The following is a 23725-nucleotide window of genomic DNA, read 5'->3' on the forward strand; positions in this document are numbered from 1 at the left end:
CATGTCTGAAGTAATGAAAATGGCCATCGATGATGGCTCCACCAACGTCAAGGTGAGCTGGATCGAGAACAAGGTGCTCAAGACCATCATCTCCCCCAACTCCTTTCGCAAGGATTGGAAGAGCGCCGCCTTGCGCAAGGACAAGAAGATCTACAACTACGAAATAGGCAACACCAAGTACACCTATGACGCCACCTCGGACAAGTCCCTGGCGACCACCCATGTGGAGTACCAGTACGACGATCTCAACCTGCTCTCCGTGCACCACGCCCTGCTGCAGACCGGCGTGACCCCTTGCGACGTGGCCATCACAGTGACCCTGCCCATCACCGAGTTCTACAGCCCGGACGATTGCCAGCGCAACGAAGAGAAGATAGAGAAGAAGCGGCGCAACCTGATGCGGGCCATCAGCCTCAACAAGGGGGAGCTGTTCAACATCGTCAGCGTGGAGGTGATGCCGGAAAGCCTGCCGGCGGCGCTCTCCCGCCTGATTGGCTCGGGCTGCAACGAGTTCACCAAGACCCTGGTGATCGACTGCGGTGGCACCACCCTGGACATGGGGATCATCGTCGGCGAGTTTGACGACGTCTCCGATGTGTATGGCAACAACGAGATCGGCGTCTCCATGGTAACCGACGCGACCCGCAAGGCGCTGGCGGCGGCAGACAGCGATTCGAGCTATCTGGTGGCCAACGAATTCATCAAGCGCCGCCACGACATGAGCTTCGTGCGGGACGTGGTCAACGACGAGAGCCAGATCCCGAAGATCCTCGAGAAGATGCAGAACAAGATCGACGAGCTGGGCTCCCAGGTGGCCCACGAGGCGAAGAAGTTTGCCAAGAACCCGAACCGGGTCTATCTGGTCGGCGGCGGCGCGTCCCTCATCTTTGAGGCCATCAAGGCCGCCTACCCGACCCTGGGTGAGCGGGTCGAGCTGCTGGACGATGCCCAGTCCGCCCTGGCCCGGGAGATCTGCCTCTACACCACGGAAGAGGAAGAGGTGTACCGTGAGGCGCCGGTGATGGCCGAGGTTGGCGATGAGTAGTCAACTCAAGCGCATGACCTTCTCCATCTTCATGGATCCGGGTGCGCTGGAGTCTGATCGCTATGCCGCCGGGGTCTTGCAGAGCTGGTACCAGCGGGCGCGCAAGATCCAGGACGATGTGGAGGAGTTCGACTTCTCCAAGAGTCGTTTTCACAAGGACATCTACCTCTCCGGCATGTTCATGTATGTGCTGGCCCCCAGTCTGTGCAAGGCGGTGGCCAATGCCTTCGGCCCCGAGCAGGTGAATTTCGAGACCTTGCGCCATGTCTTTGCCAGTTGTGGCTTCGCACTGGGGGAGGGGACTGCCCCTGCCATGAGCGACACCATGATCGACGAGATAGTGACCAGGCTGGCCCCCCGCCTTGGTCAGGACAACAGTGCCCGCATGGTGGAGGAGATAGTGCAACGCCTGGGTCAGCCCCAGGCCATGCCCTCTTCGGATCATCTGGTGGACGAGATAGTGAGCCGGCTCGGCGAGCAGCAGCCCACCGAGCTGTGGGATGAGCTGAGACAGGGGCTGCCTGCCCCGCTCGATCACGATCTGCTGGCCGAAACCATAGTGGGCAAGCTGCCCGTGGCGGCGGCCGAGCAGGATCTGGCGCCCCTTGCCAGCAGCATCCAGCTGCTCTCTCGCCAGCTGGAGGAGCAATCCCGGCTCATTCGCGAGCAGCATCTGCTGATCCAGCGACTGGCCAGCGCCCCGGCTCGCCAGGGGGCGGCAGGCGCCGAGGCAGAGCCTCTGGTGGAGGATCTCTCGAGCCAGGTCGCGAACATGAAGAAGGTCAAGGCCAAGGGGATCTTCTAGGGCGCGAGCCTGGATCTCTGCGCACCCACTCAGGGCTGGGAGCAGACCGGGCAGTCCGGGCGCTTGGGCAGCTTCAGCTCGCGAAAGCTGCCACCCAGGCCGTCGATCATCAGCAGGCGGCCGCTGTGGCTCCTGCCCATGCCCGCCAAGAGCTTGATGGCTTCCAGCGCCTGCAGGCTGCCCACCAGACCGACCACGGGAGCCAGCACCCCGGCCTCGACACAGCTCAGGGACTGCTCGCCAAAGAGGGCGCTGAGGCAGGCGTAGCAGGGCTCGTCCTCCTGCCAGGTGAAGCTGCACAGCTGCCCCTCCAGCCGGATGGCGGCGCCGGACACCAGCGGCACTCTATGCTGGCGGGCGCGCTGGTTGAGCAGGTTGCGGATGGCGACGTTGTCGGTGCAGTCGAGCACCAGCTGGTGGCCGGGCAGCAGGGCATCGAGCAGGGCCTCGTCTGCGAGGAGGGCGTGAGTCTCCACCTCGAGCCAGGGATTGAGGGCCCGCAGCGCCAGGGCGGCGGAGTCCACCTTGTGCATGCCAATGCGCTCGTCGCTGTGCAGCACCTGGCGCTGCAAGTTGGAGAGCTCCACCCGATCGAAATCCACCAGGGTGAGGTGGCCGACCCCGGCCACCGCCAGGTACTGGCTGGCGGCGCAGCCCAGGCCCCCGGCGCCAATCACCAGCACCCGGGCCTGCTTGAGCGCCTCCTGCCCCTCGAAGTCGAAAGACTTGAGCACTATCTGGCGGTTGTAGCGAAGGAGCTCGGCGTCGCTCAGGATCTCGCTCACAGCAGCAGCCCCGAGAAGGGCTCGACGGTCACCGTCTCACCGGCGGCCACCTTGCCCCGCGCCTGCTCGAGGACTATGTAGCAGTTGGCCCGGGACAGGGAGCTGAAGACGCCGGAGTCCTGAGAGCCGGTGCTGCGCACCTCGAGGCCGTTCGGGCCCAGGCTCAGGATGCCGCGCTGGAAGTCCAGGCGCCCCGGCGCCTTCTTGAGGGGCTCGGTCGCCATGGCCTGCAGCGGCAGAGGGCGCGCGAAGTGGTGGCCAGCCAGCCTGGCCAGCGCCGGTTGCACCAGTTGATCGAAGGTGACCATGGCGGAGACGGGGTTGCCCGGCAGGCCGAAGAACCAGGCGTTTGGCAGGCGGCCAAAGGCAAAGGGCTTGCCCGGCTTGATGGCGAGCTTCCAGAAGCCGATTTCGCCAAGCTCCTCCAGCAACTGCTTGGTGAAGTCTGCCTCGCCGACCGATACGCCCCCTGTGGTGATCAGGGCATCCGCCTCGCGGTCAGCTTGCTGGAAGGCGGCGCGCAGGGCGGCAGGATCGTCGGGGATGATGCCAAGATCCAGGCACGCTATGCCCATGCGGGTCAGCATGGCCTTGACCCCGTAACGGTTGGAGTCATAGATGTCGCCGTGGGCGAGGGGGGTACCCAGGGGTTTGAGCTCGTCCCCCGTGCTGAAGATGGCGACCTTGAGGGGGCGGCGCACCGTCACCGTGGCGATGCCCAAGGAGGCCAGCAGCGGCAGCTCCCGGGGGCTGAGGCGCAGGCCGCTGGCCAGCACTCGGGATCCTTGCGCCAGATCCTCGCCCCGGCGGCGGATGTTCTGGCCAGGGAAGGGGGTGGTCAGAAAAGTGATCCCGTTGGCGCCTTCCTGCGTTTCTTCCTGCATCACGACCGCCTCCGTACCCGCCGGCACAGGGGCGCCGGTCATGATGCGGATGCAGTGACCGGCCGGCCACTCCCCCTCATAGGGTTGGCCGGCGAAGGCCTTGCCCGCCACCGGGAGCGGGGCGCCGGCGGCGAGATCGGCAAGGCGCACGGCATAGCCGTCCATGGCGGCGTTGTCGAAGGGGGGCACCGACAGGGGGGAGCTTATCTCCTCGGCCAGTATCCGATCCAGCGCCTGGGGCAGCGGCAACTGCTCCGTCTCGCAGCGGCAGCCGAGTTGTTCCAGCATCCCTTGCAGGGCCTTGTCCAAGGGGAGGAGTGCACCGGTATCGAATCCCATCATCATGACCTCTCTGGTGTATAGGGGGCGGATTATCCCAAAAATCCGCCCGTATGGGCAGGCGGATCACGCAGGAACGCGGGGGAACGCCGATTTTTGCCGGGATGAGAGGGAGGTCAACTCCTTGAATTACCTCCTTGTGGGTGGCATGGCAGGGGGCGTTGCCGGACCATTTGCCCTATGCCCCTCGAACGGGGAGGGGGAGAGGGTAAAACAGGGCGGTTTGGCATAAAGTCAGGTGCCGGGCTTGAGTTAGTTTGAATTATGACAATAATCGCCCTGTAACATTGCGCCACGGCATCACGTCGATGGCCAGCACAGTCCCTGAGCGTGGGAGAGAAACAAGATGACGAGCTTTAGCCAGGAAGCCCTGTTGGTCAGGGCAGCGCTCGAGGCCGAGGGCCTGGAGACACCACTGGTGGCCAATGGGTTGAACGGCCAGCAGAAGAAGGAAAACATCGAAGGCCATATGCGCGCCATCATGGAGACGCTTGGGCTGGATCTGGCCGATGACAGTCTGGCCGAGACGCCGCACCGCATCGCCAAGATGTACGTGAACGAGATCTTCTCCGGCCTCGACTACGCCACCTTCCCCAAGGTGACGGTGATCGAGAACAAGATGAAGGTGGACGAGATGATCATGGTGCGGGACATCAGTCTCACCAGCACCTGTGAGCACCACTTTGTCACCATAGACGGGCTGGCCCACGTGGCTTACATCCCCCGTGGCAAGGTGATCGGGTTGTCGAAGATCAACCGCATAGTGCAGTTCTTCGCCCGCCGGCCCCAGGTGCAGGAGCGGCTCACCCAGCAGATCCTGCTGGCGCTGCAGACCCTGCTCGGCACCAGGGACGTGGCCATCAGCATCAAGGCGACCCACTTCTGCGTGAAGGCGCGCGGCGTGATGGATTCGACCTCCTATACCACCACTACCTCCCTTGGCGGGGTATTCAAGACCCAGCCAGACACCCGTGCCGAGTTTCTCGGTGGCCTGAAAGGCTAGTCACCCGGGGGCATGTCCCACCGACATGCCCCGACTTCTTCCCTTCCTGTCTGCCGCCCCGGTTTATTTTCTGAAAAAATCCTAAAGTGATGCCCGTGCGGGCCGATACAGCTCGCAGCGGGATGTCCTGTTTGACACCCGTTTGGCCCCCTTGCCCCGGCGTCCTTGCCAGGCTAGGGCGGCGTGTCGACGGGGAGCGGCACGCCAGGGCTTAAGATGCCCCCTCGTTCGTGCCGACACGGATGAGGTTTGAACGACTGCTATGGATGGCAGCTATCGCGCTCGCGCCTCGAAGGGCCGGCGCCGACGAATGCCATTTGATGACCCATATGCAGGACATGCCATGAACACCATGACGATAGGCAAGAAACTCACCGCCGGCTTTGCCGTACTCGGCCTGATGATGGCCTTTATCGGCGGCTTTTCACTGTTTGAATTCAGCACCATGAACCGGGCCGCCATCGGTTTTACCGACAGCATACTGCCCGCTGTGGTGCGCACCACGGCCATCGGCGAGGGCATCAGTGAGTTGCGCCGCTATGAGCTGGGCTACTTCCTGGTGGCCTCGGATCCGCAGAAAAAAGCGGAGTACCGTAGCGAGACCGCCCGCAAGTTTGCCCAGGTTGCCCAACAACTGGCCGAGCATGATGCCACCATCTGGGCTGAAGATGTGGAGGAGCGCCGCATCTTCGAGGGCGTGAAGGCAGACTGGGCCCGCTATGCGGCGCTGCATGAGCGGGTCAGGCAATTGCAGGAGGGGGATCAGCTGGCGAGTGCCCAGCAGATCTTCATCAATGAGGGGATCCCGCTCTACCTCAGTTTGACCAAGTCGGTTGGTGACCTGGTGCGCACCAACCATGGCTACGCCGATGCCTCCCGCAAGGTGGTGGTGGCGGCCTATGACTCCGCCAAGCTGAGTGTCACCCTGGCCCTGCTGGTCGGTCTGGCGCTGGTGATCGCGCTCTCGGTGGTGCTGACCCGCCAGATCCGCGACCCGCTCATCATGCTGGCCCGTCAGGCCCAGCGCATCGCGAGCGGCGATCTCGGCAAGGGGGAGCTGCAGGAGTGGATCCGCGGCAGCCGCTTCAACCGCGACGAGCTGGGTCAGCTTGGCTCTGCCATCGACCGCATGCAGGGGGCGCTGGCGGACCTGGTGAGCGAGATAGCCGGCTCGGTGAGCCAGCTCAGCAGTGCGGTGGAGGAGGTGAGCGCCATCTCGGAGCAGTCCGCCAAGGGCATGGCCAGCCAGCAGAGCGAGGTGTCCCAGGTGGCCACCGCCATGAACGAGATGCAGTCCACCGTCAATGAGGTGGCTCGCAACACCACGGATGCCATGAGCGCCGCCAAGGATGCCTCCCGCACCTCGACCCAGGGCAACCAGGTGGTGCGCAGCGCCATCGGCAGCATAGAGCAGGTGTCCCGGCAGATAGAGCAGGCGGGCACTGTGGTGTCGCAGCTGGAAGCGGACAGTGCCAGCATCAGCATGGTGCTGGACGTCATTCGCGGCATCGCCGAGCAGACCAACCTGCTGGCGCTCAATGCGGCCATAGAGGCGGCCCGGGCCGGCGAGCAGGGGCGTGGTTTCGCCGTCGTCGCGGACGAAGTGCGCTCCCTGGCCCAGCGTACCCAGGCCTCCACCGCCGAGATCAGCAAGATGATAGCGCTGTTGCAGGAGCGCACCGCCGAGGCGGGCAACGCCATGCAACTGAGCCGCCAGCAGATGCAGGAGAGCGTCGGGCTGGCACGGGAGGCGGGGGATAGCATCGACAGCATCAACGGGGCCGTCACCCAGATCAGCGATATGAACACTCTGATCGCCACCGCCACCGAAGAGCAGAACGCGGTGACCGAGGAGCTCAACCGCAGCATAGTGAACATCCACAATGCCGCCGACGAGAACGCCCAGGGGGCGCAGCAGACCGCCCAGGCTTGTGTCGAGCTGAGCAAGCTGGCCAACAGCCTGCACCAGATGACCCAGCGCTTCACCCTCTGAGCCTTGACCCACGGATAACAGAAGGCCCCGCCAATTGGCGGGGCCTTGTTGTTTCTGGCAGGTTTGTTGATCGTAGGGTCGATTAGCGCAGCGTAATCGGCCGGCGCCAGACTGTTTATCCGATCATTTAGCTCAACCCGACTATCTCGCCGTCGTCGTCGATGTCGATATGACGCTCAGGGAAGGCAGGCTGCCAGGGCTCTTAGCTCAGGCCCACTATCTCGCCGTTATCGTCGATGTCGATATGGCGATAGGCTGGCAGGCTGCCAAGGCCAGGCATGGTCATGATGGGGCCCGCCAGGGCATAGACGAAACCGGCGCCGGCGCACAGGCGCACCTCCTCGATGGGCACCTCGAAGTCCGTCGGTACTCCCTTGAGGGTGGGATCATGGCTGATGGAGAGCGGCGTCTTGGCCACGCAGATGGGCAGGTGATCCCAGCCCTCGGCCGAGAGCCGGGCCAGCTGCTGGCGCGCCTTGTCCGAGAGCCGCACTCCGCGCCCGCCGTAGCCGCACTCCACCAGGGTGGCCAGCTTGGCCGCGAGGCTCATCTCGTCGGGGTAGAGCAGTTTGACCTGGCTCGGCTGCTCGCAGGCGGCGACCACGGCCCGGGCCAGCTCGCTGGCGCCCTTGCCCCCGTCGGTGAAGGCGTGGGAGATGGCGGCGTCGCAGGCGCCGGCGGTCAGCGCCTCGCGGGCCAGCAGATCCAGCTCGGCCTGGCTGTCGCTCGGGAAGCGGTTGATGGCGACTACCACGGGCACGCCATAGCGGCGGGCGTTCTGGATATGCCAGGCGAGGTTGGCACAGCCCTCTTTCAGGGTGGGCAAATCTTCCCCCAGGAGGCTCGCCGGCAGCGGCTGGCCCGGGCGAATGTCCAGCAGGCCGCTGTTGGCCTTGAGGCCGCGCACCGTGGCCACCAGCACCACGCAGGCGGAAGTGATGCCGGACTGGCGGCTCTTGATGTTGAAGAACTTCTCCAGCCCCATGTCGGAGCCAAAGCCCGCCTCGGTCACCACGTAGTCGGTGAGGCCGAGCGCCATGCGATCGGCGATGACAGAGGAGTTGCCGTGGGCGATGTTGGCGAAGGGGCCCGCGTGCACCAGCACCGGGGTCTGCTCCGTGGTCTGCATCAGGGTCGGCTGCAGGGCGTCTTTGAGCAGCACCGTCATGGCCCCCGCCACCTCCAGCTGCTCGGCGGTGATGGGGTTGCCGTGGATGTCCAGTGCCAGCTGGATGCGGCCGATGCGCGCGCGCAACTCTTTCAGATCGCTCGCCAGCGCCAGAATGGCCATCAGCTCGGAGGCGGCCGTGATGACGAAGCGATCGCTACGTTCCACCCCGTCGGCGGGGCCACCCTGGCCCAGGGTGAGGTGGCGCAGGGCCCGGTCATTCATGTCCAGGGTGCGCGGCCAGAGGATGTTGGCCGGGTCTATCTCGAGGCGCGGCAAACCGGTTCTGGTGCTGAACTGGTCGCCGAGTTTCTGCTCGTGGAACAGACGGGCATCCAGGGCCGCCGCCGCCAGGTTGTGGGCGGCGCTGAGGGCGTGAAAGTCCCCGGTGAGGTGCAGGTTCATCTCCTCCATGGGAACCACCTGGGCATGTCCGCCCCCGGCGGCGCCCCCCTTGACCCCGAACACGGGCCCCAGACTCGGCTGGCGTATGGTGGCGATGCTGGGCTGGCCTATGTGGTTGAGCCCCATGGAGAGGCCCAGGGTGGTGACCGTCTTGCCCTCGCCAAGGGGGGTCGGGGTGATGGCGCTCACCAGCACCAGCTTGCCCTGCTTCTTGGGCGGTTCTTTGAGCAGGGCCAGACTGAGTTTGCCCTTGTGGTGGCCCTGGGGGCTGAGCTGGTGGGGCGGGATGGCGAGGCGTTCGGCCAGCGCGTAGATTGAGAGACGGGGGGACTGGCGGGAGATCTCGATATCGCTTAGCATCAGCACCTCGTTGGCATGTCAGGTCAAAGATGCGGCGAAGTCTAGAGGAATCAATAAGGTTATCCAATGAGTAATACTATTTTATCCGGCAGTCGTGAGCCCCATCAAAGCCCCATACTGCTGGATCTCAATGCCCTCTACCATCCGCCCAAGCAGCCGCTCACCGCCCTTGGCATCGTCAGCGCCTTGATCCCGCTGTTCGGCTACGGCTGGCAGGCGATGACCCAGGATCCCGAGACTCACTTTCGCCAGGAGCTCGCCAAGCGCATCAACAAGCGCAAGACCGACGAGGCCAACCTCGCGCTGATCCTGCAATTGGCGGCCATGCTGGACTGCCACTGCCTGCACATCACCCTGCCCTATGCGCTTGGCGAGGGGCAGCTCGCCACCCTGGCGCGGCGTCTGCCGCGCTGGCGGCTGACTTTGCGCGATTTGCTGCTGGTGGCCGAGCTGCCGGTCGTCCCCACCCCCTGATCACCCTCCGGCCCGGGCTCAGGTCTCCCTGTCCCAGTAGTGGGGAGCCAGGTAGCGCTCCTGCACGAACTCGATGAAGCAGCGCACCTTGGCCGAGACGAAACGGCGGTGCGGATAGAGGGCATAGAGGCCCACCTGTCCCTTCTCCCATTCCGGCAGCAGGGACACCAAGGCGCCTGAGCGCAGCGCATCCCCGACGATGAAGGTGGGCTGCAATATGATGCCCTGGTGGTCACAGGCGGCCCGGGTCAGGGCCACCCCGTTGTTGGCGCGAAGGGGCCCCTGGGGGCGCACGCTCTGCTGCTCCCCATCCCGTTTGAAGACCCAGTCCGGCTGGGTCAGGGTGTAGATGAGGCAGTCGTGCTGCTTGAGATCCTCCGGGGTCTTTGGGGTGCCCCTGCGGGCCAGGTATTCCGGGCTGGCGCACACCACCAGCTTCATGGTGGCGAGCTGCTTGGCCACCAGGGAGGAGTCCGGCAGGTTGCCGATGCGCAGCGCCAGATCGAAACCCTCCTCCACCAGGGCCACCCGCCGGTCGCTGTACTCTATCTCCAGCTTGAGCTCGGGAAACCGCTCGCGAAACAGTGGCAGGGCGGGGGAGAGGTGCAGGTAGCCAAAGTCCATGGGCACCGACAGCTTGAGGGTGCCCTGGGGCTGCTGGTTGTTGCGGGTGAGCTGGCTGTGGGTCTCTTCCAGTTCCGCCAGCAGGGCCAGGGAGCGCTGGTAGTAGAATTGGCCCGCCTCTGTGGGGTTGACCTGGCGGGTGGTGCGTGACAGCAGCCGGGTCGACAATGACTCCTCGAGCTGCTGCATCAGCTTGGAGGTCATGGCGACCGAGATGCCGAGCTGATGGGCGGCCTTGGTAAAGCTCTGGCACTCCACCACCTTGATGAAGGTGCGCATGGCGGCTATCTGATCCATATTCCACTCTCGGTTGATAATTATTTTAATAAATCGATGATTATCCATTCCTGCTCGGAGGTTAGCATGTCGGTTATCGATGTGAACCCCCCAATGAAGGAACGATCGGAATGAAAATGACCAAGGCCCTGCTGGCTTCCTGCCTGTTTATGGCGGCTCCCCTGATGGCGGCCGACTACGATGTCGATGCGGCTCACACCACAGTCCAGTTCAAGGTGGGCCACCTCGGCTTCTCCGAGCTGGTCGGCCGGTTCAATACCTTCAGCGGCACCTTCAGCATGGATGATGCCAATCCGACCGCCGCCAAGGCGAGCTTCGAAATCGACGCCGCCAGCGTGGACTCCAACCACGAGGCCCGCGACAAGCACCTGCGCAGCCCCGACTTCCTGGACGTCAAGCAGTACCCCAAGATGACCTTCGTCAGCTCAGGCTATGAAGGCACCAAGGAGAAGGGCGTGCTCAAGGGCACCCTGACCCTGCACGGCGTCGCCAAGGACGTGGCCTTCGACATGGTCCACATCGGTGAAGGCAAGGATCCCTGGGGCGGCTACCGCAGCGGCTTCAACGCCACCACCACCATCAAGCGCAGCGACTTTGGCGTGAACTACATGCTGCCGGGCATTCCGGACGAGATGAGCATCAACCTGTTCGTCGAAGGCGTGCGCAAGTAATGGGCGCAGCACTCTTGCTACAGACCCTGGCGGCCCCTTTGGGGGCCGCTTTGCTGTCATGGCGCTGGCCACGACTGGGCTACCTGTGGGGGGCGCTCGCGCTCTGGCTGGTGGGTTGCCTGCTGGGGGGCGCCTATGGCCTGCCGGTCAAGGCGTGGCAGTGGCTGCCGCTGTGCCTGCTGGTGCCCGCCATGGCGCTGCCACTGGCAGACAAGGGCATAGCCCTGGCACTGTTCGCCGGGCTCGGTGCCCTGGTGTGGTGGCAGGGGCTGGCCTCGGTCCTCGCCATCGAGCCGCGCATCTGGCTGGCGCTGTTGCCCGCCATCGCCTGGTTCGGCTGGACGGGTTGGCGCGGTGACAGCGAGGAGGGGCTGGGCTTTACCCTGGGCTTCATCTGGCTGGCGCTGGTCATCGGCATCGATGGCAGTCTGCTGATCGCCCAGCTGGCGGGGGCCCTGGCCGCCTTCGCCGGTTTCCGTGCCCTGCTCGGTGCCTTTGCGGGCATCAGGGTGAGCCCGGCCGCCCTGGGGCTGGCGCTGGCCTTCGTGCAGATGCTGGCCTGGCAGTATGTGGAAGTCCCGCTGCTGGTGCTGCTGCCGGTCTGGTTGCTGCCGCTGCTGGAGTGGGCCCTGCGCAAGCGCCCGGGCTTGTCTCGTTGGGGGCTGCTGATCCTGGTGGGGGTAATTGGTGCTGGTTTGAGTCTGTGGTGGGTCTGGCCAGAGGCGTCACTTTATTGATTTCTGCATGAAAAACAGGCTATTACCTTATAAATTGATGGGTTAGTCAAAGTCTGTATAGATAAAGATTGAGCCCCATGGCGCTTTCAGATAAAAAGGATTTTCAATTATCTGGACACACACAGAACCCGGCTATGCCGGGTTCTGTTTGCCTGCTTTCTCGCGGCACGCTAAGGAGGCCACAGTTGCGCAGTCAGGGATCTGAGCATCTGTTTTTTCGCCATTTCACCGAGCAGGGACGACTCGGGGATCTCTGCATTCTGCTGGTGACCCACCTGCTTCCCGACCGGCCCCATTTCATCCAGGTGCTCGATGGGGTGGGGCGCGTCGGCGCCATCCTGCCCAAACCCAAGTCCGTGCACGGGCCGACCCTGGCCTGGGCCCAGCAGCACTACCCGGTGCTACCCCTCAATCGCCACTGGACCTCGGATCCCGAGGGGGTCATTGCCCAGATTGCCCCCCTGGTGCGGGAGCATGAGCGGCTCATCATCCTGGACATAGGCGGCTACTTCGCCAAGACCCAGGCGGTGCTCTCTGAACACTTCGGCGAGCGCTTTCTCGGGGTGGTGGAGATGACCGAGAACGGCCATCAGCGCTACGAACAGGAGCTGCTGGCCGCCCCCGTCATCTCGGTGGCGCGCAGCCCCCTCAAGCAGGCGGAAGACATCCAGATCGGCCTGAGTGTGGTCTACTCCGCCGAGTCCCTGGCGCGCACCCTGAGGCGCACCTTCAACGTCTGCCAGGCCGCCCTGTTCGGCTATGGCAAGGTGGGACGCAGCATCGCCCGCGAGCTGCGCTGCCGCAACCTGCATCTGGAGCTGGTGGAGACGGATGCCCTGCGCCAGGTGGAAGCGCTCTCCCACGGCTTCAAGCTGGTGAACAAGGCCGAGGCTCTGGGCCGCGCCGAGCTGGTGATCTGCTGCACCGGCAACGGGGCCCTGGACATCGCCGACTTGCAGGCGCTGCGCCCCGGAGCCATGGTGGCCTCTGTCACCTCGGCAGACGACGAGTTCGCCTTCTGCCTCTCCCAGCTGCCCTGGCCGAGCGAGGAGGTGTGCCCCCATGTGCTGGCGCTCACGCGCCCGGATGGCAGCACCATCTTCCTGCTCAATCGCGGCGAGGCGGTGAACTTCGTCCACGGCGCCGTCATCGGCGAGTACGTCTATCTGGTGCTGGCGGAGATCATCGAAGGGGTGCACCAGCTGGCCGGGCAGAGGCCGGCCGCCGGCCTGTTCGAGCTGCCCCAGGCCACCATGCAGCACATCGCCCGCCACTGGTTAACCGATTTTCATGGAGTCATCGCATGACCGACTTACAGACCCCCGTCAGCAAACCGCGCATCGAGATCCGCTACTGCACCCTCTGCCGCTGGATGCTGCGCGCCGCCTGGCTTGCCCAGGAGCTGCTCTCCACCTTCGACAGCGAGCTCGGGGAGGTGGCGCTGGTGCCCGCCAGCAAGGGGGAGTTTCGCATCCTGGTCAACGGGATCCAGGTGTGGGACAGGGTGGCCGACGAGGGCTTCCCCGAGGCGAAAGAGATCAAGCAGCGGGTGCGGGACGTCATAGCCCCGGAGCGCGACCTCGGCCATGCCGATCGCAAACCTGCCACCGAGTAGGCCGGGGACAAGGGGTTGAACGAGAGAGGGAGGCGCAGGCCTCCCTCTCTTTTTTGCCCGGGGTCAGGCGGCGGCAGGGGACGGGGCGTCGGTCCCGCTCGCGAGAGAGCCTATGTAGCGCGCCCGCTTGTGGGCCTTGATGCGGCTCACGTCCACCCACACCAGGCCGTCGATGCAGTGGTTGAAGTCAGGGTCTATGCCAAAGTCCATGAACTGCACGCCCCCCGGCTCGCACAGCTCGGAATACTGCTTGTAGAGGGTGGGGATGGCGCAGCCCAGGTGGTCGAGGCGGGCCTTGAGCGCCTTGAGATCGGCGCCGTAATCGCGCCCCTCGAACAGGGGCGCCGTCTCGGGATAGGGGCGGCGCGAGGGGGCGAGCGCCAGCTCGGGGGCGAAGTGCTGGCGGTAGAAGCCCACCAGCAGATCCTTGGCCGCCGGCGGCAGGCTGCCGGAGAGGGTCACGGGCCCGAACAGATACCGATACTGGGGGTAGCGGGCCAGGTAGGCGCCGATGCCGAACCAGAGGTAGTCGAGCCCCCGCTTGCCCCAGTAGGCGGGCTGGATGAAGCTGCGGCCAAGCTCGATGGCAAGTTCCAGCCGGGGCAGCAGCCTCTCTTCAAACCCGAACAGGGTATGGCTGTAGAGGCCGGCCAGTCCCTTGCTCGCCAGCAGCTCGGCCACGGGGGCGAAGCGGTAGGCCCCTATGATCTCGAGGCGGGCCGGATCCCAGAGGATCAGGTGGTGGTAGTCATCGTCGAAGGCGTCGAGATCCCGCCGCCTGCCCGAGCCTTCCCCCACGGCGCGAAACGCGATCTCCCGCAGCCGCCCCAGCTCGCGCAGGATCACCGAATGGCCCTGCTCGTGGCGGCGATAGAGCAGGATGCGCTGGCCATCCGGGGTCTGCCCGAGCAGCTCGCAGCCGTCTATGGCCTGTTTGAGCTGACGGCGCTCCTCCGGCAGGGCGATGGGGGCCTCGGTCGCCAGGGGACCTTTCTTCCCCTTGCCGAGGCGATAGAGATGGCGGCGCACCAGGGCGGCGGCGGTCTTGGGGGCGAGCTCCCCGAGACTCTGGGGCGGGATGCGCTCCCCCAGGGTGAGGGAGATGCGTCGCCCCTGCTGGCGAAACAGCTGGCGCACCAGCAGCAGGGCGGAGGCGGGCTTGTGGAGCCAGGAGGCGAGATAGAAGGGGAGGCCGTTGCGCCCGTCCAGATGGATGGGCACCAGGGGGGTGCGGGTGCGCCTGGCGAGCTTGATGAAGCCCCCCTGCCAGGGACCGTCCTTCACCCCCTTGGGGCCGAGACGCGACACCTCGCCGGCGGGGAAGATGATGAGGGCGCCCTCCTGGGCCAGGTGCTCCCCCATGGCCAGGATGGCGCGCCTGTCGGTCTTGCCCCCCAGGTTGTCCACCGGCAGCAGCAGGGGACGCAGGGGGCGGATCTCCGTCAGCAGCTGGTTGGCCACTATCTTGACGTCGGGGCGGATGCGACCGAGCAGGCGCAGCAGGGCCAGCCCGTCCAGGGATCCTATGGGGTGGTTCGCGACTATCATGACCCGGCCGCTGGCGGGGATGTTCTCGAGCTCGGCCTCGCTCACCCTGTAGTCAAAATCGAGGGCGGCGAGTGCCTGCTCGACGAAGTCGAGGCCGCGCAGGTGAGGATGGCGCTCGGCAAACTCGGTGAAGGCCTCCTCGTTGAGCAGCCAGCTCAGCCCCTGTCGGAGCAGGGGACGGATCAGGGGCTGGCTGGCGAGGCGGGGCAGATGCTGCCCCAGCAGGGTATCGACGTTGAACATGGGCAAGGCTCCGCGAAACGTTGCCTCAGGGTGCCGCTCCCCGGTTTCCCCTTTGTGGCAGCGCCGTGACGGTTTGATGACTGGGGCAGAGGGCCCCGCTCATGTCGCCGCCATTGCTCCCGCCAGGCCCGGCCTTCACGGCGGCGTCACTGCTCCCGCCAGGCCGAGGTGAGCCGCACCAGGGCCACCAGGGTGGTGACCGCCTTCTCCATGGATTGCAGCGGGATGAACTCGTGCTTGCCGTGGAAGTTATGGCCCCCGGTGAAGAGGTTCGGGCAGGGCAGACCCATGAAGGAGAGGCGGGCGCCGTCGGTGCCGCCGCGAATGGGCTTGATCTTGGGGACCACGTCGGCGGCCTCCATGGCGGCCCTGGCAAGCTCGACGATGTGCATGTGCGGCGCTATCTGGCTGCGCATGTTGCGGTAGTTGTCCTCTATCTCAAGGGTGATGCGCGCCTTGGGGTTGTCCAGCTGCAGGGAGGCGACCCGCTCCTTGAGCTGGGCCTTGCGGGCGGCAAAGCGGTCGTCGTCGAAGTCGCGAATGAGGTAGTGCAGTGTGCTCTCCTCCACGGTGCCGCTCATTTGGGCCAGGTGGAAGAAGCCCTCGTACCCTGCCGTGCACTCCGGGGTCTGCTCGGGGGGCATCTCGGCGTGGAAGCGAGCGGCCAGGGTCTGGCTGTTGATCATGCTGCCCTTGGCGGTGCCGGGGTGCACGTTGTTGCCGATGAAGCGCACAGTGGCGCTGGCGGCGTTGAAGTTTTCATACTCCAGCTCGCCGAGTTCACCGCCATCCACGGTATAGGCCCACTTGGCCGGGAATCTCTCCAGGGGGAACAGATCGGCGCCGCGGCCTATCTCCTCGTCCGGGGTGAAGCCTATCCAGAGATCCCCGCGGGGGATCTCGGGGTGGGCCAGCAGGTACTGGGCGGCGGTGAGGATCTCGGCGATACCCGCCTTGTCGTCGGCCCCCAGCAGGGTGGTGCCGTCCGTGGTGATGAGATCCTGCCCCAGGTAGTTTTTCAGGCAGCGGTACTGGCGGATGGCCAGCACCTCGTCCCCCTTGCCCAGACAGATGTCGCCTCCCTGATAATTCTCGATGAGCTGGGGCACCACCTGTTCTGCCTCGTAATCGGCGGTGTCCATGTGGGCGATGAGCCCGATGGCGGGCGCCTGTGGCTGGTTGCCCGGCAGGCAGGCGGTGAGGTAGCCGTGCTCATCCAGGGTGACCTGGGTCAGCCCAAGCTGGGTCATCTCCTCGCAGAGGGCGCGGGCGAAGACGATCTGGCCCTCGCTGCTGGGACAGGCAGGATTGGTCGCATCGGAGCGGGTATGAAAAGTCAGGTAACGCAGAAAACGCTCAAGCAGGGTATCCATTGGCAGGCCTCAAACCACAAAAGAGGCACCATTGTGGACAAGACGGCCGGGCTGATTATTGCGTCAGCGCAGTTTTTGATGGATTTGTCGGGCCCGGATCCCGGGGGGACGCTGGGGAAGGGGGCTCAATTCGAGGGCTTGGTGAATAAAAATTCCGAATTTAAAACTCATCATGCATATGCGAAAGGGCTGAATTTCCCCCCGGCCCAGCAGTGGCAAGGGGTCGGGAAAAATGGCCGGTTCCCCTGTTATTTTCAGGGCCAATCCTGAGCGGCCTCATCCCTCGCCATCCCAGAGCCAGCCTTGCTGGCAGCAAGATTTGGCCCATCGTTCAAAACCCGTTTTTTAACACGATTTTTTATTGTCAGTGGCGCCGGTAAGTGTGTACACTCCGCGCCGATCCGAGGGTAACCCTGAGCAGGCAGAGGCCGCCAGACACCGACAGGATCAGACGCCTATAGGGCGAGGCACGCAGAAACGACAGACACTGCTGGGGAATGGTTTCTTTAATACCGGTTAGGCTCCGGTATCAGGGAGAACAACAGACTCTCATCACCTACTGACCGAGTGGGCCAACGGCTCATCATCTTCCCTTGTCATGGGCGGTCACTGGCGTTGAGCGGGCTGTGGTGGTTGTCGTTCATCAACACGCGTGCGTGCTGACGTCTACCCTTCTCTTCCTTGAACCTCTCTCCTTCTGTCGGGATGGCTGCCGAATGATGAACGAACGGCGTGGCTGATGCCGGTTGTCATCAAAGTACCGCGGCGCCCCATTACAGTGGCACCGCATACCGTTGAGCTTGATGTAAAGCCACCAGCCCCACATCAAGACTCGTTACTTCCCAAGATCCACCAGGCAGCCTTGGCTTGCCGCGATGTGCAATAGATGATCTGGCTGTGACAAGGCCGCGGCAGGGTCAGGCGACAACGCCTCCCCCGCTGGCCGTGACGCACCGGGTGCCTGCAGGCAGCCTTTGCTCGCCGCATGTTGCAATCGATGGTCTGGATGTGATTGAGGGTAACGAAGGCGGCCTTCTGGCCGCTCATTTGCGAGGCATAGCCCATGACTAACTGGTCCAGCAAGGACTCCTTGAAGGTCTACAACGTTCCCTACTGGGGTGCGGGTTTTTTCAATATCAATGACGCCGGTCATGTGACCGTCTCCCCCGACAAGTCTCGTCCCGAGGCGCGCATAGTGCTGTCCGAAGCCATCGAACAGCTGCGCCAGTCCGGACTGACTACCCCGGTATTGCTGCGTTTCCCCGACATCCTCAAGAGCCGGGTCGATGCGTTGTTCAACGCCTTCGGTCAGGCCATCGAGAAGTCAGGCTATGAAGGGGACTACCTGTGCGTTTACCCGATCAAGGTGAACCAGCAGCGTCGCGTCATCGAGACCATCAGTCAGTCCTACAGCGACAAGCCGCGGCTTGGGCTGGAGGCCGGCTCCAAACCGGAGCTGCTGGCCGTGCTGTCCCATCATCATGAGCAAGGTTCGGTGATCGTCTGCAACGGTTACAAGGACCGCGAATACATCCGCCACGCCCTCCTGGGCAACCTGATGGGCCACAAGGTCTACATAGTGGTGGAGAAGCCCTCCGAGCTGGAAATGGTGCTGGACGAGTCAGTTCGCCTCAACATCAAGCCCAACATCGGGGTGCGCGCCAAGCTCGCCTCCACCGGCTCCGGCATGTGGGAATCGAGCGGTGGCTCCATGTCCAAGTTCGGCCTCTCCGCCTCCCAGATCCTGGCGCTGGTGGAGCGTCTGCGCAGCCTCGGCAAGCTGGATTGCCTGCAACTGCTGCACTTCCACCTGGGCTCCCAGATAGCGAACATCCGCGACATCCAGGGTGGCATCCGCGAGTGCGGCCGCTTCTACGCCGAACTGCGTCGCCTCGGCGTGCCCATCGACGTGGTCGATGTGGGTGGCGGCCTGGGGGTGGACTATGAGGGCACCCGCTCCCAGAGCCACTGCTCCGCGAACTACAGCCTGTCCGAGTACGCCAACAACGTGGTGTGGGGCATCGGCGATGTGTGCCGCGAGTTCGACCTGCCGCACCCGACCATCATCAGCGAGTCCGGCCGTGCCCTGACCGCCCACCACGCCGTGCTGGTCACCAACCTGATTGGTGCCGAAGGGGTGGAGGTGAACGACATCCATGCGCCGGATGAAGACGCCCCGACCATCTTGCAGAACATGTGGAAAGGCTGGCTGGACCTGCGCAGTGAGGATCCCTCCCTGCTGGAGATCTTCCACGACTCTGTGGCGGATCTGGGGGATGTGAACACCCAGTTCACCATGGGTCTCTTGAACCTGGAGCAGCGCGCCTGGGCCGAGATGCTGCACCAGAACACCTGCTTGGCGCTCAAGGAGCTGCTCAACCCGGTCAACCGCAACCACCGCGCCCTGGCCGACGAGCTCTCCGAGAAGCTGGCAGACAAGTGCTTCGCGAACTTCTCCCTGTTCCAGTCCCTGCCGGATGCCTGGGGCATAGGTCAGGTGTTCCCCGTGATGCCGCTCACCGGCCTCGAGCGCCCGCTCACCCGCCGCGGCATCCTGATGGACATCACCTGTGACTCCGACGGTCAGGTTGAGCACTACGTCGACGGTCTGGGTGTCGAGAGCACACTGCCGATGCCGGAGTACGGCGAGAACGAAGAGTGCCACGTCGGCTTCTTCCTGGTGGGTGCCTACCAGGAGATCCTGGGGGATCTGCACAACCTGTTCGGTGACACCCACTGCGCGGAAGTGTGGCTGGACGAGGAAGGCAAGATGGACATCCGCAACGTGGTGCGCGGCGACACCGTCGACCAGCTGCTGCGTTACGTCAACATCGACCCGTCCGTCATCCGCGAGAACTACCAGCGGATCGTCTCCCACCCGGCGCTGGACGACGCGACCCGCAAGGCCCTGCTCGACGAGCTGGAGCTGGGTCTGCAAGGCTACGCCTACCTGGAAGACGAATAAGCCACGGGCTGGTTCGCCCCGTCGCTGCAAAGACGGGAATGAAAAAACGGCGCCTTCGGGCGCCGTTTTTGTTGCCAGGATCCATGCATCCGGTGAGGCACGGGGCGAATATCCCTCTTCATTTGGAGAGCCGGAGCCGGCCCTGGCTCTGGCAGGCCACAGATCCGGCAGATATCTGCGCCTGCCCGCCGTTTCCCTTGATCCACATCAAATGGGACTCGGACCGGTTATTTTACGGTCAGGAGTGATGTTGATGGGATGTAACAAAAGGATGTGCATATGGAACTGGAAAGGGACCCGAGATGCTATACCGACCTCTGTATCGACGGTAAGTGGTATCACTATGACCACTGCAGCACACATGTCTACATGCTGATGGGGGGCGCGGCCCCGAGTCTGGAGCTGACCCATGAGCCCCGCAGCGAAGAGGAGCTGATCGCCATGCTCCAGCAACTGGCCCGCTGCTGAGCAGGGCTGTCTCATGGCCATCGGGCAATGTGCCGCGATGGCCACCTTCTGTTTTTCCTGTCAGCCGTTTGTCTTGCGACCAAACAGTCTCTTGCCCATCTCCATCAGGGCGCTCGCTGCGGCATAGCTGCTGTCTGACTTGCCCACCTCGTCTGCCACATAGAGAAAGTCGGACTTGTATTTCTCCACCGCCTCCCGGGGGCTGGCGGCATCGATAAAGTCTTCTTGCACCTCGAATCCCTGCGCCAGCAGCGCCGCTTTCTCGGTCAGAAAGCTGGGGGAGGCCATGTCGATAAAGGTGTATTGCTGCCGGTTGGATGCCGGAATGGAGAAAAACTGGTATCTGGCCATCTGCGATTCCTCGCCTGAACGGGTGATAAAAGATGTGACCTTCTGCTCGTCGAACTGTCCCCTTGGGCGTCATGACAATGCGGCATAAAAAGTAACGTTCGAGTCTTGTTTGGCTCGAGAGTACCCTGACCCAGAGCGCGGCACAACGAAGATGGGCGACTTTTTTCACCAAGCGAAGCAATGCTATGGCACAGATGCCACGACAGCAAAAAGCCAGACCCCATCAGGATCTGGCTTGTTCCGTTCTTTTACCGCACGTGTAGCAGGATGTCTCAGTTGAGCGCCATCAGTTGAACGCCAGGAAGGGCGAGACACACAGCAGCAGGCCGGTGACGATGATGATGTAGAGGGAGGTGCCCTTGTACTTGTGCAGCGCCGGTACCTGATAGACCAGATAGGCCGGGATGAGGCAACCCACCATGCCGAAGATGGGGCTGCAGATGGAGGTGAAGCTCAGCACAGGTGCGTTGAGTACGATGGCGCCCCAGGAGAGCATGACGGTGAACACCATGATGCCCTTGCCCACCAGACCCTTGTTGATGCGATCTTCCGGCATCACCCGGCGCAGCAGGTTCATCGCCAGTCCCTGACAGGCTTCACGGAAACCGAGGTAGACGCCAAAGTAGGCGGTCATCACCGCGAAGATGTTGAGGGTCAGGCTCAGGAGCTTGAGGGTCTGGCCCGGCATGCCTTGCGCCACCATGGCCAGGGCGGAGACGTTCTCCTCGGAGGCTTTGACTGCCTGCTCGTGGCCCATGGCCAGGGTGAAGGAGACGGCGTAGAAGAACACCACCACGAACAGGATGCCGAAGGCGATGTTCATGGCGCGCATCGCCTTGAAGCGGGCCACTTCCAGCGACTTCTCCCGGGAACGGTAGGAGATCACCATGGGGCTCAGGCTCTGGATGAAGAGGATGGAGGTGAGGGTGAAGGGCAGCATGATGATGGCGTCCTTCATCCAGTCACCGGCCGCCGGCATGGCGGTGATGTTGGCCGCATCCCACTTGTCCACCATCATCAGGCCGAGCACGGCCACCACGCTGATCTTGGTCAGCACCATAAAGGTGGAGATCTTGAACAACAGGTTCTCGCCGCGCGACGCCAGCGCCACCAGGCCGCAGATCAGCACCAGGCCGTAGAAGGGGTTCTCGGAGAGCAGTTGCTGGGTTACCCCGAAGCTCTGCAGGAAGGAGGCGCTGTCATTGGTGATGGCGGTGGAGTAGACGAAGACCCAGATCACCAGCATCACGAAGTAGAGGGCGCCGAGCAGCATGCCCCAGTTCTTGCCGAGGTAGCCGGTGATGACGCTGGGATAATCCTTGCACTCGGGCGAGGTGGCCAGGGTGTTGATGAAGAGGCGCTGGAACATGTACATGGCCGGGTAGCCGATCACCGCCGACAGCAGGAAGACCCATAACCCCATCAGCCCCACCTGCACCGGTAAAAAGACGATCCCCGCGCCTATGGCCATGCCGATGCTCATGATGATCCAGCCCCAGTCGGTGCTGTCAAAACGAACCGCTTCTTTCCATTCCAGCGTGCCCATGACGGGCCGGGTGAGTGTCGTGCTGTGAGCGTCCATGGTTGACCTTGCTGTTGTGTGAGTGATTGTTGGCGCAAATATAGTTGAATAAAAAACCCTAAACAATGGCGGGTTTCTCTCATCGGCTCAAATCGGAATGGCGCTCACACTTTGTGTTAATGCGGCGTTATCGCGCTAATTTGGTTTTAAATCTATAAAATAGTTGAACGAATGGTTTTAAAAGCAAATAATGTTGCATGAATCGAATTGCGTAAATGCAACATTATTTGAATTTAAGTGGAGCCCATATGAAAACCATCATCACATCAGCCGCAGCACCCGATGCCATAGGTCCCTACAGCCATGGCACCGCCTATGGCGACCTTATCTTTACTTCAGGCCAGCTGCCGGTGTGCAAGCAGCAGGGCGGCGTGGTGGAGGGGGGGATAGCAGCCCAGACTCGCCAGTCGCTGGAGAACCTCAAGCATGTATTGGAGGCCGCTGGTGGCAGCCTGGAGACGGTGCTCAAGACCACCTGCTATCTGGCGGAGATCGGCGATTTCGCCCAGTTCAATGCCGTCTACAAAGACTACTTCCAGCAAGATTGCCCGGCCCGCAGCTGCTTTGCAGTGAAGGATCTGCCGATGGGCGTCAAGGTTGAAATCGAAGCGATCGCCCACATCGCCCGTTAATGCTGATAAAAAGGTCCCCGCAATGAAGCAAGAATGGCAGCAGTATCTGCAGATTATTCAACAGGTTGTCAAACCAGCGCTGGGCTGTACCGAGCCCATCGCCGCCGCTTATGCCGCGGCCGTCGCCGCTCGGCAACTGGGCTGTGAAGTCCGGCGCATCGAGGTACTGGTGTCGGATAATCTCTATAAGAACTCCATGGGGGTCTATGTGCCCGGTACCGGCAAGATAGGGCTGGCCATCGCGGCCGCCGCCGGCGCCATCGGCGGTAACGCCGATGCCGGACTGGAGGTGCTGGCCGCCATCACCCCGGCGCAGGTTGCCCGTGCCCAGACCTTGATCGATGCTGGCTGCGTCCAGGTCAGCCGCACCGAGGCGCCCGAGTTTATCTACTGCCGTGTGACCCTCGTTGGGTGCGATGAGAAGGGGGAGGAGCACAGCGCCGACGTGACCCTGTGCGGCGGCCATACCCGCATCGTCGAGCAGCGCCGCGACGGCGAGGTGACCTTCACCGCCGATCAGAGCCAGCGTGGGGCCACAGGCGCCATCTGTGACGGCGTCGACATCAGCATCGCCGCCATCCATGAGTTCGCTACCCAGGTGGAATTTGAGCAGATCCGCTTCATCCTCCAGGCCTCCGAGCTCAACGGCAAGCTCTCCGACGAGGGGATGAATCACCCCTACGGCCTGGAGATAGGCCGCACCATGCAAAAGAGCATCAGCGCCGGCTTCATCGGCGAGGATGTGATGAACAGCATAGTGATGCGTACCGCCGCCGCCTCCGACGCCCGCATGGGGGGCGCCAGCCTGCCGGCCATGAGCAACTTCGGCAGCGGCAATCAGGGCATAGCCGCCACCATTCCCGTGGTGGTGATCGCCGAGCGCTTTGGCGCCAGCGAGGAGCAGCTGGCGCGGGCCCTCATCATGAGCCACCTGGGGGCCATCTACATCAAGTCCCACTATCCGCCCTTGTCGGCGTTCTGTGGCAACACTGTCACCAGCGCGGCGGCCGCCATGGCCATGGTCTATCTGGCGGGCGGTAGCCTGGCGCAATCCTGTCACGCCATTCAGAACGTGCTGAGCGACAGTGCCGGCATGGTGTGTGACGGTGCGAAAGCCTCCTGCGCCATGAAGGTGAGCACCTCCTCCGGTGCGGCGGTGCGCGGTTTCCTGATGGCCATCAACAGCCATTCGGTGTCGGGGCAGGGGATCGTCTCGCACGATGTCGAGCAAACTATCAAAAATATCGGGCAGATGGTAAAAGACGGCATGTCTACCACAGACACCACCATTATCGACATCATGTCTGCTTGATCACGCGACCTGGCTGCTGCCGGTGACGGGCAGCAGCACTACCATG

The 23725-nt window shown here is 63.4% G+C and carries 21 protein-coding genes; 13 read left to right on the forward strand and 8 right to left on the reverse strand.

Annotation, left to right across the window (positions count from 1 at the left end):
- The first annotated feature begins 1 nt into the window (after nucleotide 1).
- Together parM and ACB030_RS01370 are read left to right on the forward strand one after the other, a co-directional pair.
- The gene (parM, locus tag ACB030_RS01365; protein ID WP_241672828.1) at nucleotides 2-1045 is read left to right on the forward strand and encodes a plasmid segregation protein ParM domain-containing protein; all 1044 of its coding nucleotides are present in this window, start codon (nucleotides 2-4) and stop codon (nucleotides 1043-1045) included.
- Complete coding sequence (locus tag ACB030_RS01370) at nucleotides 1038-1850, forward strand: hypothetical protein (RefSeq protein WP_371157390.1); 813 nt, start codon at nucleotides 1038-1040, stop codon at nucleotides 1848-1850. The genes parM and ACB030_RS01370 overlap by 8 nt, the downstream gene beginning before the upstream one ends.
- A 29-nt stretch (nucleotides 1851-1879) precedes the next feature.
- On the opposite strand, the gene moeB is transcribed toward ACB030_RS01370, so the two are convergent.
- Together moeB and moeA are read right to left on the reverse strand one after the other, a co-directional pair.
- A complete protein-coding gene (moeB, locus tag ACB030_RS01375; protein WP_371157392.1) occupies nucleotides 1880-2635 on the reverse strand; it encodes a molybdopterin-synthase adenylyltransferase MoeB in 756 nt (251 codons plus the stop codon).
- Entirely contained in the window at nucleotides 2632-3858 is a 1227-nt protein-coding gene (gene moeA / locus ACB030_RS01380; RefSeq protein WP_371157546.1) for a molybdopterin molybdotransferase MoeA, read from the reverse strand. The genes moeB and moeA overlap by 4 nt, the downstream gene beginning before the upstream one ends.
- Nucleotides 3859-4204: 346 nt before the next feature.
- Here moeA and folE point away from each other — a divergent pair, with 346 nt between their 5' ends.
- Both folE and ACB030_RS01390 read left to right on the forward strand, forming a co-directional pair.
- The gene (gene folE, locus ACB030_RS01385) at nucleotides 4205-4861 is read left to right on the forward strand and encodes a GTP cyclohydrolase I FolE (RefSeq protein WP_106887327.1); all 657 of its coding nucleotides are present in this window, start codon (nucleotides 4205-4207) and stop codon (nucleotides 4859-4861) included.
- A 343-nt stretch (nucleotides 4862-5204) separates the two neighbouring features.
- The gene (locus tag ACB030_RS01390) at nucleotides 5205-6854 is read left to right on the forward strand and encodes a methyl-accepting chemotaxis protein (RefSeq protein ID WP_371157395.1); all 1650 of its coding nucleotides are present in this window, start codon (nucleotides 5205-5207) and stop codon (nucleotides 6852-6854) included.
- A gap of 202 nt (nucleotides 6855-7056) precedes the next feature.
- Here the strand turns inward: ACB030_RS01390 and ACB030_RS01395 are convergent, their stop codons facing one another.
- Complete coding sequence (locus ACB030_RS01395; RefSeq protein WP_371157397.1) at nucleotides 7057-8787, reverse strand: formate--tetrahydrofolate ligase; 1731 nt, start codon at nucleotides 8785-8787, stop codon at nucleotides 7057-7059.
- 66 nt (nucleotides 8788-8853) lie between these two features.
- Between ACB030_RS01395 and ACB030_RS01400 the strand changes: the two genes are divergently transcribed.
- The gene (locus tag ACB030_RS01400) at nucleotides 8854-9261 is read left to right on the forward strand and encodes a hypothetical protein (protein ID WP_371157399.1); all 408 of its coding nucleotides are present in this window, start codon (nucleotides 8854-8856) and stop codon (nucleotides 9259-9261) included.
- 18 nt (nucleotides 9262-9279) lie between these two features.
- Here ACB030_RS01400 and ACB030_RS01405 read toward each other — a convergent pair whose 3' ends face one another.
- Nucleotides 9280-10182: a LysR family transcriptional regulator gene (locus ACB030_RS01405; protein WP_371157401.1), complete on the reverse strand. Its 903-nt coding sequence runs from the start codon at nucleotides 10180-10182 to the stop codon at nucleotides 9280-9282.
- Between the two features lie 110 nt (nucleotides 10183-10292).
- Here ACB030_RS01405 and ACB030_RS01410 point away from each other — a divergent pair, with 110 nt between their 5' ends.
- The 4 genes from ACB030_RS01410 to ACB030_RS01425 all read left to right on the forward strand — a co-directional run bounded on the left by ACB030_RS01410 (nucleotide 10293) and on the right by ACB030_RS01425 (nucleotide 13205).
- A complete protein-coding gene (locus ACB030_RS01410; protein ID WP_371157403.1) occupies nucleotides 10293-10853 on the forward strand; it encodes a YceI family protein in 561 nt (186 codons plus the stop codon).
- Entirely contained in the window at nucleotides 10853-11590 is a 738-nt protein-coding gene (locus ACB030_RS01415; RefSeq protein WP_371157405.1) for a hypothetical protein, read from the forward strand. The genes ACB030_RS01410 and ACB030_RS01415 overlap by 1 nt, the downstream gene beginning before the upstream one ends.
- Nucleotides 11591-11775: 185 nt before the next feature.
- Nucleotides 11776-12897, forward strand: a complete 1122-nt coding sequence (locus tag ACB030_RS01420; RefSeq protein ID WP_371157407.1) for an adenosylhomocysteinase — start codon at nucleotides 11776-11778, stop codon at nucleotides 12895-12897.
- Nucleotides 12894-13205: a SelT/SelW/SelH family protein gene (locus tag ACB030_RS01425; protein ID WP_371157409.1), complete on the forward strand. Its 312-nt coding sequence runs from the start codon at nucleotides 12894-12896 to the stop codon at nucleotides 13203-13205. The genes ACB030_RS01420 and ACB030_RS01425 overlap by 4 nt, the downstream gene beginning before the upstream one ends.
- Nucleotides 13206-13268: 63 nt before the next feature.
- On the opposite strand, the gene ACB030_RS01430 is transcribed toward ACB030_RS01425, so the two are convergent.
- Nucleotides 13269-14996, reverse strand: a complete 1728-nt coding sequence (locus tag ACB030_RS01430; RefSeq protein ID WP_371157411.1) for a lysophospholipid acyltransferase family protein — start codon at nucleotides 14994-14996, stop codon at nucleotides 13269-13271.
- 146 nt (nucleotides 14997-15142) lie between these two features.
- Nucleotides 15143-16369: a peptidase T gene (pepT, locus tag ACB030_RS01435; protein ID WP_371157413.1), complete on the reverse strand. Its 1227-nt coding sequence runs from the start codon at nucleotides 16367-16369 to the stop codon at nucleotides 15143-15145.
- 1063 nt (nucleotides 16370-17432) lie between these two features.
- Here pepT and speA point away from each other — a divergent pair.
- Both speA and ACB030_RS01445 read left to right on the forward strand, forming a co-directional pair.
- The gene (speA, locus tag ACB030_RS01440; RefSeq protein WP_205641432.1) at nucleotides 17433-19334 is read left to right on the forward strand and encodes a biosynthetic arginine decarboxylase; all 1902 of its coding nucleotides are present in this window, start codon (nucleotides 17433-17435) and stop codon (nucleotides 19332-19334) included.
- 279 nt (nucleotides 19335-19613) lie between these two features.
- The gene (locus ACB030_RS01445) at nucleotides 19614-19802 is read left to right on the forward strand and encodes a hypothetical protein (RefSeq protein ID WP_205641433.1); all 189 of its coding nucleotides are present in this window, start codon (nucleotides 19614-19616) and stop codon (nucleotides 19800-19802) included.
- Between the two features lie 60 nt (nucleotides 19803-19862).
- On the opposite strand, the gene ACB030_RS01450 is transcribed toward ACB030_RS01445, so the two are convergent.
- Nucleotides 19863-20153: a hypothetical protein gene (locus ACB030_RS01450; RefSeq protein ID WP_205643311.1), complete on the reverse strand. Its 291-nt coding sequence runs from the start codon at nucleotides 20151-20153 to the stop codon at nucleotides 19863-19865.
- A 286-nt stretch (nucleotides 20154-20439) separates the two neighbouring features.
- The gene (locus tag ACB030_RS01455) at nucleotides 20440-21735 is read right to left on the reverse strand and encodes a hypothetical protein (protein WP_371157416.1); all 1296 of its coding nucleotides are present in this window, start codon (nucleotides 21733-21735) and stop codon (nucleotides 20440-20442) included.
- Between the two features lie 248 nt (nucleotides 21736-21983).
- Here ACB030_RS01455 and ACB030_RS01460 point away from each other — a divergent pair, with 248 nt between their 5' ends.
- Nucleotides 21984-22367, forward strand: coding sequence for a RidA family protein (locus ACB030_RS01460; protein WP_111912562.1), 384 nt, complete (start codon nucleotides 21984-21986; stop codon nucleotides 22365-22367).
- Nucleotides 22368-22389: 22 nt separating this feature from the next.
- A complete protein-coding gene (locus tag ACB030_RS01465) occupies nucleotides 22390-23679 on the forward strand; it encodes a serine dehydratase subunit alpha family protein (protein ID WP_371157418.1) in 1290 nt (429 codons plus the stop codon).
- Nucleotides 23680-23725 lie beyond the last annotated feature (46 nt).

Source organism: Aeromonas sp. S16(2024), assembly GCF_041403065.1.
Taxonomy (GTDB): Bacteria; Pseudomonadota; Gammaproteobacteria; order Enterobacterales; family Aeromonadaceae; genus Aeromonas.

Bases quoted from the DNA above. Each gene is read 5' to 3' on its own strand.
- ACB030_RS01455 (WP_371157416.1), bottom strand. From the start codon at position 21,735: ATGGACGCTCACAGCACGACACTCACCCGGCCCGTCATGGGCACGCTG.
- ACB030_RS01425 (WP_371157409.1), top strand. From the start codon at position 12,894: ATGACCGACTTACAGACCCCCGTCAGCAAACCGCGCATCGAGATCCGC.
- ACB030_RS01430 (WP_371157411.1), bottom strand. From the start codon at position 14,996: ATGTTCAACGTCGATACCCTGCTGGGGCAGCATCTGCCCCGCCTCGCC.
- ACB030_RS01410 (WP_371157403.1), top strand. From the start codon at position 10,293: ATGAAAATGACCAAGGCCCTGCTGGCTTCCTGCCTGTTTATGGCGGCT.
- speA (WP_205641432.1), top strand. From the start codon at position 17,433: ATGACTAACTGGTCCAGCAAGGACTCCTTGAAGGTCTACAACGTTCCC.
- ACB030_RS01415 (WP_371157405.1), top strand. From the start codon at position 10,853: ATGGGCGCAGCACTCTTGCTACAGACCCTGGCGGCCCCTTTGGGGGCC.
- ACB030_RS01445 (WP_205641433.1), top strand. From the start codon at position 19,614: ATGGAACTGGAAAGGGACCCGAGATGCTATACCGACCTCTGTATCGAC.
- ACB030_RS01460 (WP_111912562.1), top strand. From the start codon at position 21,984: ATGAAAACCATCATCACATCAGCCGCAGCACCCGATGCCATAGGTCCC.
- folE (WP_106887327.1), top strand. From the start codon at position 4,205: ATGACGAGCTTTAGCCAGGAAGCCCTGTTGGTCAGGGCAGCGCTCGAG.
- pepT (WP_371157413.1), bottom strand. From the start codon at position 16,369: ATGGATACCCTGCTTGAGCGTTTTCTGCGTTACCTGACTTTTCATACC.
- parM (WP_241672828.1), top strand. From the start codon at position 2: ATGTCTGAAGTAATGAAAATGGCCATCGATGATGGCTCCACCAACGTC.
- ACB030_RS01405 (WP_371157401.1), bottom strand. From the start codon at position 10,182: ATGGATCAGATAGCCGCCATGCGCACCTTCATCAAGGTGGTGGAGTGC.
- moeA (WP_371157546.1), bottom strand. From the start codon at position 3,858: ATGGGATTCGATACCGGTGCACTCCTCCCCTTGGACAAGGCCCTGCAA.
- ACB030_RS01370 (WP_371157390.1), top strand. From the start codon at position 1,038: ATGAGTAGTCAACTCAAGCGCATGACCTTCTCCATCTTCATGGATCCG.
- ACB030_RS01450 (WP_205643311.1), bottom strand. From the start codon at position 20,153: ATGGCCAGATACCAGTTTTTCTCCATTCCGGCATCCAACCGGCAGCAA.
- ACB030_RS01390 (WP_371157395.1), top strand. From the start codon at position 5,205: ATGAACACCATGACGATAGGCAAGAAACTCACCGCCGGCTTTGCCGTA.
- ACB030_RS01465 (WP_371157418.1), top strand. From the start codon at position 22,390: ATGAAGCAAGAATGGCAGCAGTATCTGCAGATTATTCAACAGGTTGTC.
- ACB030_RS01395 (WP_371157397.1), bottom strand. From the start codon at position 8,787: ATGCTAAGCGATATCGAGATCTCCCGCCAGTCCCCCCGTCTCTCAATC.
- ACB030_RS01400 (WP_371157399.1), top strand. From the start codon at position 8,854: ATGAGTAATACTATTTTATCCGGCAGTCGTGAGCCCCATCAAAGCCCC.